The organism is Microbacterium gorillae (assembly GCF_000826185.2).
Taxonomy (GTDB): domain Bacteria; phylum Actinomycetota; class Actinomycetes; order Actinomycetales; family Microbacteriaceae; genus Microbacterium; species Microbacterium gorillae.
The window spans coordinates 215,721-225,541 of sequence record NZ_LN648872.1; the positions used below are offsets into that span (position 1 = coordinate 215,721).

Consider the following 9,821-nt stretch of genomic DNA (forward strand, 5'->3'; position numbering starts at 1 on the left):
TCAGCCGTGGGTCGCGATCGGCACCGGCACCGATTCGACGATGCGCTCCAGGACGTGGGAGACGACGTCCGTCCCGCCGCGGCCGCGCGTCGCCGCAGAGGTCCTCGTGGCGCTCAGGCGGTGGGCGAAGACCGGTTCGAGCAGGTCGGTGAGATCGTCCGGGATCACGAAGTCGCGGCCGTCGATGGCCGCCCACACCTTCGCGGCGCGCACCAGCTGCAGGGTCGCGCGGGGGCTCGCGCCGAGGCGCAGATCGGGATGTTCGCGGGTTCGGCGCGCCAGTAGGACCGCGTACTCCTCGACGAGGGGGGAGACGTGGACGCGTCGGGCATAGGAGATCAGCGCGCGGATGTCGGCCGCGCCGAGCACCGGACGGACGCGTGTCAGGGGATTGTCGTGGTCGCGCTGCCGCAGCATCTCGCGCTCCGCGTCCAGGTCCGGATAGCCCATCGACAGGCGCATCATGAAGCGGTCGCGCTGCGCTTCCGGCAGCGGATACGTCCCCTCCATCTCGAGCGGGTTCTGCGTGGCGACGACCACGAACGGATCCGGCAGCGGGTGGGTGCGGCCGTCCGCGGTGACCTGGCGTTCCTCCATCGCCTCCAGCAGGGCGGACTGGGTTTTGGGGGAGGCCCGGTTGATCTCATCGGCGATCACCACGTTGGCGAACACGGCTCCCGGTTTGAATTCGAACTGGCCCGTCTGCGGCGCGTACACCGACACGCCCGTGATGTCGCCGGGGAGCAGATCCGGCGTGAACTGAATACGCCGCACGTCGGCGTGCATGGACGCACCGAGTGCGCGCGCCAGCATCGTCTTGCCGACGCCGGGAACGTCCTCCAGCAGGAGGTGTCCCTCGGCCAGGAGGCACACCAGCGCGGCGTTGATGGCCCCGCGCTTGCCGTCGATGACCTGCTCGATGGCGCCGGTGAGGTCGCGGATCGCCTCGCTGAAGGCCTCTGCAGTGATGCTCTGCTCCGGCTGCGCTGACGGTTCTTGCACGGCTGTCCTCCCGGTGACGGCGGTGTCGATCCGTCCACACTAACCCGCCCCGGTCCGAGCACGGCCGGGGTCTTGCTAGACTGTTCGACGGCTCTCCGCGTGGCGACACCCAGGCCAACTCCCCCAGGACGGAAACGTAGCAAGGGTAACCAGGCTCTGTCGGGTGCGCGGAGGGTCTTTTCTTTTGCCCGGACGGCGTTTTCCCACGGCCGTCGTCCCGGACTGCCGCCGGGACGCGGGCCTAGGCTGGGGCCGTGGCGAAGAGCATCTACATCACGTCCGCCGAAGGTCACTCCGGCAAGTCCGCGATCGCGCTCGGTGCGCTCGATCTGCTGTCCCGGTCCACACCCCGGGTGGGGGTCTTCCGCCCCATCACCCGCTCGGCCACCGAGCGTGACGACATCCTCGAGATGCTGCTGGACCTGGACGGCGTGGACCTCGACTACGACCAGTGCCGCGGTGTCACCTATGACGACGTGCGCGCGGACCCGGAGGCGGCGCTCGCCACGATCGTGCAGCGCTTCAAAGCGGTGGAAGCCGCCTGTGACGCGGTCGTCGTGCTCGGCTCGGACTACACCGACATCGCCAGCCCCACCGAGCTCGGCTACAACGCCCGCATCGCCGCGAACCTCGGCGCTCCCGTGCTGCTCGTCCTCGGCGGACGCTCGCAGCTGGACCAGGGCGAGCAGCTGGGCACTACCACGTCGCGAACGCCGGCGGAGATCGTCGCGACCGCGACCACGGCGCTGACCGAGCTCGCGCATGGCCGCGCGCACCTGCTCGCCACGATCGTCAACCGTGCCGACGCGGAGCACCTGGATGAGATCGTCGCGGCCGTCGCCGCGATCACGCCGGACACGCCCGTGTGGGCGATCCCGGAGGACCGCGCGCTGGTCGCCCCGTCCGTCCGGGGGATCATGCGCGCCGTCGACGGGACGCTCGTGGGCGGGGACCCGGAACTGGTCACGCGTGAGGTGCTCTCGGTGGTCGTCGCCGGCATGTCCATGGTCAACGTGCTGCCGCGGCTGTCCGAGGAGGCCGCCGTCGTGATCGCCGCGGATCGCACTGACGTGCTGCTGGCGACGCTCCTCGCCAACGCATCGGGCACCTTTCCGCGGCTGTCCGCGATCATCCTGAACGGTCCGTTCCCCCTGCCGGAGGACATCACGCGGCTGATCGACGGGTTGTCCTCGACGCTGCCGATCATCGCGACCGACCTCGGCACCTACGAGACGGCGGTCCGGGTCATGTCGGCGCGCGGTCGCATCGCCTCCGACTCCCGCCGCCGGTACGACCGGGCGCTGGCGCTGTTCGGTCGGCACATCGACCCCACGGTGTTCGCGGACGTCGTCGGCATCGCCCACACGAGCGTGGTGACGCCGCTGATGTTCGAATACGGCCTGATCGAGCGCGCCCGGGCGGATCGGAAGCGGATCGTGCTGCCGGAGGGCGAGGACGATCGGATCCTGCGCGCGGCGGACACCCTCCTCGCGCGCGGAGTGGCGGACCTCACGATCCTCGGTGACCCTGAGGTGGTGCGCTCGCGCGCCACGGAACTGGGCGTCGATCTCGCCGACGCCCAGGTGCTCAGCCCGTTCGACCCCGAGCTCGTCGACAGGTTCGCGAAGGAGTACACCCGGCTGCGGGCGCACAAGGGGATGACGGTGGAACGCGCGGCCGACACCGTCACCGACGTGTCCTACTTCGGCACGATGATGGTCCACCTCGGCCTGGCCGACGGCATGGTCTCCGGCGCCGCGCACACGACCGCGCACACGATTCGGCCGGCGTTCGAGATCATCAAGACGCGTCCGGACACCTCCGTCGTCTCCAGCGTCTTCCTCATGGCGCTCGCGGACCGCGTGCTCGTCTACGGCGACTGCGCCGTGATCCCGGACCCGTCCAGCGAGCAGCTCGCCGACATCGCGATCTCCTCAGCGGCGACGGCGGCGCAGTTCGACATCGACCCGCGCGTGGCGATGCTGTCGTACTCGACGGGGGAGTCCGGATCCGGCGCGGACGTGGACAAGGTGCGGGCAGCGACGGCACTCGTGCGTGAGCGCGCTCCGCAGCTCGCGGTGGAGGGTCCGATCCAGTACGACGCCGCGGCCGACGCGGCCGTCGCCGCCGCGAAGATGCCCGGCTCCGATGTCGCCGGCAAGGCGACGGTGTTCATCTTCCCGGACCTGAACACCGGCAACAACACGTACAAAGCGGTGCAGCGCTCCGCGGGCGCGGTCGCGATCGGACCGGTCCTGCAGGGGCTCAACAAGCCGATCAACGACCTGTCCCGCGGTGCCCTGGTGCAGGACATCGTCAACACCGTCGCGATCACCGCGATCCAGGCCCAGGGGGAGTGAGCGTGTCCCGAATCCCGACGCCCGCGGAGGCCACCTCATGAGCGCGGTTCTGGTCATCAACAGCGGGTCCAGCTCCTTCAAGTACCAGCTCCTGGAGATGGACGGCGAGATCGAACTCGCATCCGGACTCGTGGAGCGCATCGGCGAACCGCTCGGCGTGAGCAAGCACACCGTGTTCCGCCACACCGCACCCGGCGAGGTCGCCCCCGCCATCGCGAGCACGACGCACGAGCGGCAACTGCCGATCCCGGACCACAGCGCCGGCTTCCAGGCGATGCTCGACGCGTTCGCGATCTACGGCCCGGCGCTCGCGGAGGACCCGCCCGTGGCGGTCGGCCACCGCGTGGTGCACGGCGGCGCGCGCTTCTTCGAGCCGACGGTGATCACGCCGCTCGTCGAGATCAACATCGACGACCTGTCGATGCTCGCGCCGCTGCACAACCCCGGCGCCGTGTCCGGCATCATCGCCGCGAAGAAGGCGTTCCCGACGGTCCCGCACGTCGCCGTGTTCGACACCGCGTTCCACCAGACTCTCGCGCCCTCGGCGTACACGTACGCGATCGATCACGACCTCGCCGAGCGGCACCGCATCCGTCGCTACGGTTTTCACGGCACGAGCCACAAGTACGTCAGCGAGACCGCGGCCGCGTTCCTGACGCGGGACACCACCGAGCTGAAGCAGATCGTCTTCCACCTCGGCAACGGTGCCTCCGCCTGCGCCATCGACGGCGGCGTCTCGGTGGACACCTCGATGGGGTTCACTCCGCTCGAAGGACTCGTGATGGGCACCCGGTCAGGAGACATCGACCCGGCCGTGCTGTTCCAACTCGCCCGGCGGCACGAGATGTCCATCGACGATCTGGACGCGCTGCTGAACAAGCGATCGGGGCTTCTCGGACTCGCCGGCCACGCGGACATGCGCGACGTGCTGGACGGACGCAGCCGGGGTGAGCGCGCCGCGACGCTGGCGTTCGACGTTTACGTGCACCGGCTGCGGCACTACCTCGGTGCCTATCTCGCCGTACTCGGCGGCGTGGACGTGGTCTCGTTCACGGCCGGGGTGGGCGAGAACGCCGCACCCGTGCGCGCGGCGGCGCTGTTCGGGATGGAGTGGGCGGGCATCCGCCTGGACCCGCAGCGCAATGAGGCTCGCGGGGGTGGAACCCGGATCATCTCCGCGGACGATTCTCCAGTCACCGTGCTCGTGGTCCCGACGAACGAGGAACTGGAGATCGCGCGTCAGACGCTGCGCGCGGTCGGATGACACGGCATCCGTCGGGCTCCGGTGGTGTCCGTCCCCTCGGGCGATTACGCTCGTGGAGTGGCACGAAGTCACATCCGGATTCCCGACACGGAGGCGCAGTGGCAGGCTTGCCCGATCTGTCCGAGTACAGCGCGGTGCTGTTCGACCTCGACGGCGTGCTGACGCCGACGGCGGCCGTGCACATGCACGCCTGGCAGACCATGTTCGATGAGCTCTTCGCCGACTGGGATCTGCAGCCCCCGTACACCAGCGAGGACTACTTCACCTACGTCGACGGCAAGAAGCGCTACGACGGCGTCGCCGCCGTGCTGCGCTCGCGTGACGTGGAGGTGCCCTGGGGGGATCCGTCCGACGACGTGTCCGCGGACACCGTGTGCGGCATCGGGAACCGGAAGAACGTGGTGTTCACCCGCATCCTCCGCGACGAGGGCATCGAACCCTACCCGGGGTCGATCGCACTGCTGGATGTGCTCGGCGGACAGGGCGTGCCGTTGGCCGTGGTGTCCAGCTCCAAGAACGCCCGGGAGGTGCTGGACGCGGCGGGCATCGCCGACCGGTTCACCGTCGTGGTGGACGGCGTGGTGGCCGAGCGCGACCACCTGCCGTCCAAACCCGCGCCGGACGTTTTCCTGCGCGGTGCCGCAGAGCTCGGCGTCGCACCCGAACGCGCTGCCGCCATCGAGGACGCCGTCAGCGGCGTGCAGTCCGCCGCCGCCGGGGCCTTCGGCCTCGTCGTCGGTGTCGACCGCGGTGCCGGAGCCGACGTCCTGCGGCACGCGGGTGCGACCGTCGTCGTGGACGACCTCGCCGACTTCCTCGCCTGACTTTCCCAACCCAACGCCCCCCACACCGAACTTCTCCACGAAGGCCTGCCCATGCTTGATCGCGACCGCTTTCCCGTTGACCCGTGGCGTCTCATCGAGACCCACCCCTCCGACGTCGACGCCGGGCTGACGGAGACGCTGTTCACCGTCGCCAACGGCTACATCGGCCTGCGCGGAAACCACCCCGAGGGACGCCGCGCCGACGAGCACGGCACGTTCATCAACGGCTTCCACGAGACCTGGCCGATCCGGCACGCGGAACAGGCGTACGGGTTCGCCGAGACCGGTCAGACCATCGTGAACGTTCCGGACGCGAAGGTCATGCGCGTGTACGTCGACGATGAGCCGCTCGCCCTGGACGTCTCGGAACTGCTGGAGTACCAGCGTGAGCTCGACTTCCGCGACGGCGTGTTCCGGCGCCACGTCCGCTGGCGCACCCCCGCCGGCGTGCACGTGCGGGTGGACCTCGAACGCCTGGTCTCCTTCACCGACCGCCACCTCACCGTCCAGCGCCTCACCGTCACGGTCGAGGACGCGGACGTGCCGGTCGCGATCTCCAGTCAGGTCGTCAACCGGCAGGACGGCGAGGACGTCTATGGCGGGGCGGCGCCCGGCGATGGCGCGGCGTTCGACCCGCGCAAGACCGAGCGCATCGCGGAGCGGGTCCTGAACCCGGAGGAGTACTGGCGCGACGAGCACGGTCGGATGGCGCTGGCGTACCGTGTCACCGAGTCGGGAATGACGATCGCCGTGGTGGCCGACCACGAGTTGGAGACGGAGAACGACTTCTCCGCACGCGGGCTCGTCGAGGGGGACATCGCCAAGAGCGTGTACCGCGTCCGCGCCCGCGCGGGTGTGCCGATCACCCTGACCAAGGTCGTGGCGTACCACACCTCGCACGGGGTTCCTCCGCGCGAGCTCGTCGACCGCGGACGCCGCACGCTGGACCGCGTGCAGGCCGAGGGCGTGGCGAAGCAGTTCACGGCGCAGCGCGAGTTCCTCGACGCGTTCTGGGAGCGGTCGGACGTGCGCATCACCGGCCACGACGACATCCAGCAGGCCACGCGCTGGTGTCTGTTCCAGCTCGCGCAGGCGTCCGCGCGGGCCGACGCCGCCGGTGTCCCGGCGAAGGGACTCACGGGCTCGGGCTACAGCGGGCACTACTTCTGGGACACCGAGATCTACGTCCTGCCGTTCCTGACCTACACCTCGCCGCAGTGGGCGCGCAACGCGCTGCGCATGCGCTCGATGATGCTGCCGGCCGCGCGCACGCGCGCTCGTGCGCTGAACGAGGGCGGCGCGCTGTTCCCCTGGCGCACGATCAGCGGTGAGGAGGCGTCGGCCTACTACGCCGCCGGCACCGCGCAGTACCACATCAACGCCGACATCACCTACGCCCTGGCGAAGTACGTCCGGGCGACGGGGGACATCGACTTCCTCCGGCGTGAAGGCGTCGACATCGCGGTGGAGACGGCTCGCCTGTGGGCGACCCTCGGGTTCTGGCGGACGAACGGGGAGGAATCGTTCCACATCCACGGCGTGACGGGGCCGGACGAGTACACCACCGTCGTCAACGACAACCTCTTCACGAACGTGATGGCGCGATTCAACCTGCGCTTCGCGGCGCGGACGATCCGCGAGTTCGCGGCGGACGACCCCGAGGCCTTCCGGGTGATGGCGTCGCGACTGGGTGTCACCGTCGAGGAGGCCGCGGGGTGGGACGCCGCCGCCGACGCGATGCACATTCCGTACTCCGAGGCGTCGGGCATCCACCCGCAGGATGACGCGTTCCTCTCCCGTGAGGTGTGGGACCTGGAGAACACGCCGCCGGAGCAGCGTCCGCTGCTGCTGAACTTCCACCCTCTGGTGATCTACCGGTTCCAGGTGCTGAAGCAGGCGGATGTCGTGCTCGCGCTGTTCCTGCAGGGCAACCACTTCACCGACGAGGAGAAGCTGGCCGACTTCGACTACTACGACCCGCTCACCACGGGGGACTCCACGCTGTCCGCGGTCGTGCAGTCCATCCTCGCGGCCGAGGTCGGCTACCGCGATCTCGCGATGGAGTACTTCCTGCACGCCCTGAACGTGGACCTCGAAGACCTGCACAACAACGCCTCCGACGGTGTGCACGTCGCGTCAGCGGGCGGCGTGTGGACGGCGCTGGTGTCCGGCTTCGGAGGAATGCGCGACTACTACGGTGAGCTCACCTTCGACCCGCGTCTGCCGGACGGCTGGCCCGAGCTGGTGTTCCCGCTGCAGTGGCACGGGTCCATGCTCGAGGTCACCGTGACTCCGGATCAGCTGCGCGTGCACGTCCGCTCCGGAGAACCGGTGTCGTTCGCGGTGCGCGGGCAGCGCCTGACGGCGTCGGTCGATTCGGACGCGGTCGTCGCGCTGGACGGTCAGGGTCCGGCGCTCGCGGGCCGTCCGTCGGTGCGTGACATCACCGACACGCGTCGCGACGACGGCAGTGTCGTCACGGCGTCGGTGCCGACCTCGACCTCCACGTTGCCGGTGGTCACCGGATCCGTCCCACTCGTGGAGGACGAGCCCTCGGGGGAGTGAGACCGCGGGGTCCGCGGATCTGTCGCTTCCCTATCGAATAGTTATTCGAGTCGAGAGTTTTGTTTTCGGCCTCCTTCCGGCGTGATCCGGTTCAGAGCGCTGGATATGGGCGGATTCCGCGGATGGTCCCGTAATTCGGCGCGGGTCGCGTTTCTGCGCCATTCTTTACGGGTGGAATGCGTTGTGGGGTGGTTTTGACGGGGCGGCTGGGCGGTCATCGGTGATCGGGTGTGGTGGCCGGCTCGGGGGTGAGATCTGGCGCGCAGGGCTCGGGTGTCACGGGCCGTCTCCGTACTGAGTTTCGTAGTTATGTTCCCATTTCGTGGGAGAATGTGGGTATGGCATTCGATGGCGAAGCACCCGACGAACCCGACCGACCGGACCAGCCGGACCGGTCGGATGGGTCTGTTCCGGTGGGGTTTGATGCGCGGCGTCGGGCCCTGGTTGACGCGGCGGTCGCTCTGGCGGCTCAGCTGGCGGGGGTTCAGGCGCGGCAGGCGAGTGTGCTGTCGGCGGTGTCCGAGCTCGCGGAGGAGATGACCGCCGACTCCCCGACCCGGGTGCGGGATCGCGACCTGGCGATCCGTGACCTGTCAGCGGAGGTGGGGGCGGCCCTGCGGGTGAGTGACCGGACGGTGCAGTCTCGGATCTCGGATGCTTGGGAGCTGGTGAACCGGTTCCCCGCCGCTCATGCCGCGCTGGCGGGTGGGCGGATCAGTTGGGCGCATGTGCGGGCCATCATGGATGCCGGGTGCCCGATCAGTGATGACACCGCCCGGGGGCAGTTCGAAGCGTCCTCGGTGACGATCGCGGAACACGAGTCGGCGGGACGGTTGCGGCATCGCATCGTGATGGATGCCGAAGCGGCCCGCACCGACAGCATCGACGAACGTCACCAGGCCGCCCGCGCGGCGCGGTGTGTGGAGGTGAGGGACGGGGCGGACGGGATGAGCGACCTGTACGCCCACCTGCCCACCGTGCAGGCCCACGGCATCGCCGACCGCCTGCACCGGTACGCCCGCCGCATCAAAAACCACCCCACGGACCCCGGCTCCGGTGGGGGCTCGGGTGGGGATGGGGTGCGGGATGAGCGGACGTTGGCGCAGATCCAAGCCGACGTGTTCGCCGACCTCCTGCTGACCACCGACCCCACCACCGCCGGCGACGGCCTGGCCACCATCCGTGCACACGTGCAGGTCAACATCCCCGCCAGCATCCTCACCGGCACCAGCACCGGCACCGGGGCCGAGGGAGGGGGTGCTCCTCCTGAGGGTGGTCTTCCTGGTGTGGCGGAGTTGGTCGGGCATGGTCCGATCGATTCGGACACGGCCCGTGCGCTCGCCGGGGCCGCGCCGGGATGGGACCGCCTGTTCGTGAACCCGACGACGGGGCATGTGTTGGAGATCGACCGGTATCAGCCCTCCGCCGACCAACGTCGGATCCTGCGGGTTCGGGATGAGCACTGCCGGTTCCCCGGATGCCGGTACCCGGCCACCCGCTCGGACGCTGACCACACCATCGACGCCGCCCTGGGTGGGCCGACGGCGATCAGCAACCTCGGCCACTTCTGCCGGAGACACCACACCCTCAAACACCACACCAGGTGGAGAGCCGACAACCTCCCCGGCGGACTCATCCGCTGGACCAGCCCCCTCGGCATCACCTACACCGACAAACCACCCCGCACCGTCGTCTTCACCACCCCCGACGACACCCCACCACCCTTCTGAACCACTCGAACACAACGCCCTCCCGGTCGTTGAGCGAGCGCCAGCCGCTGGGTTGTCAGTGCGGCAGCTGCGAGAG

At 69.4% G+C, this 9,821-nt stretch carries 6 protein-coding genes and 1 other RNA gene; 6 read left to right on the plus strand and 1 reads right to left on the minus strand.

All coding sequences use genetic code 11. From position 1 onward, the window contains the following. On the minus strand, positions 1-1,002 hold the full coding sequence (locus tag BN1193_RS02955; protein WP_040163915.1) for an AAA family ATPase: 1,002 nt from the start codon (positions 1,000-1,002) through the stop codon (positions 1-3). A gap of 86 nt (positions 1,003-1,088) precedes the next feature. Here BN1193_RS02955 and ffs point away from each other — a divergent pair. From ffs to BN1193_RS02985, 6 genes are all read left to right on the plus strand, one after another. Further along, positions 1,089-1,185: signal recognition particle sRNA small type (gene ffs, locus BN1193_RS02960), an RNA gene on the plus strand. 71 nt (positions 1,186-1,256) lie between these two features. After that, positions 1,257-3,362, plus strand: a complete 2,106-nt coding sequence (gene pta / locus BN1193_RS02965) for a phosphate acetyltransferase (protein WP_040163916.1) — start codon at positions 1,257-1,259, stop codon at positions 3,360-3,362. Positions 3,363-3,399: 37 nt separating this feature from the next. Then, positions 3,400-4,626 carry an acetate/propionate family kinase gene (locus BN1193_RS02970; protein ID WP_040163917.1) on the plus strand — a complete coding sequence of 409 codons (1,227 nt, stop codon included), beginning with the start codon at positions 3,400-3,402 and terminating at the stop codon, positions 4,624-4,626. Positions 4,627-4,724: 98 nt separating this feature from the next. After that, entirely contained in the window at positions 4,725-5,450 is a 726-nt protein-coding gene (locus BN1193_RS02975; protein WP_040163919.1) for an HAD family hydrolase, read from the plus strand. 51 nt (positions 5,451-5,501) lie between these two features. After that, positions 5,502-8,015, plus strand: a complete 2,514-nt coding sequence (locus BN1193_RS02980) for a glycoside hydrolase family 65 protein (protein ID WP_040163920.1) — start codon at positions 5,502-5,504, stop codon at positions 8,013-8,015. Positions 8,016-8,353: 338 nt separating this feature from the next. Beyond that, positions 8,354-9,745, plus strand: coding sequence for an HNH endonuclease signature motif containing protein (locus BN1193_RS02985; protein ID WP_052460367.1), 1,392 nt, complete (start codon positions 8,354-8,356; stop codon positions 9,743-9,745). Positions 9,746-9,821 lie beyond the last annotated feature (76 nt).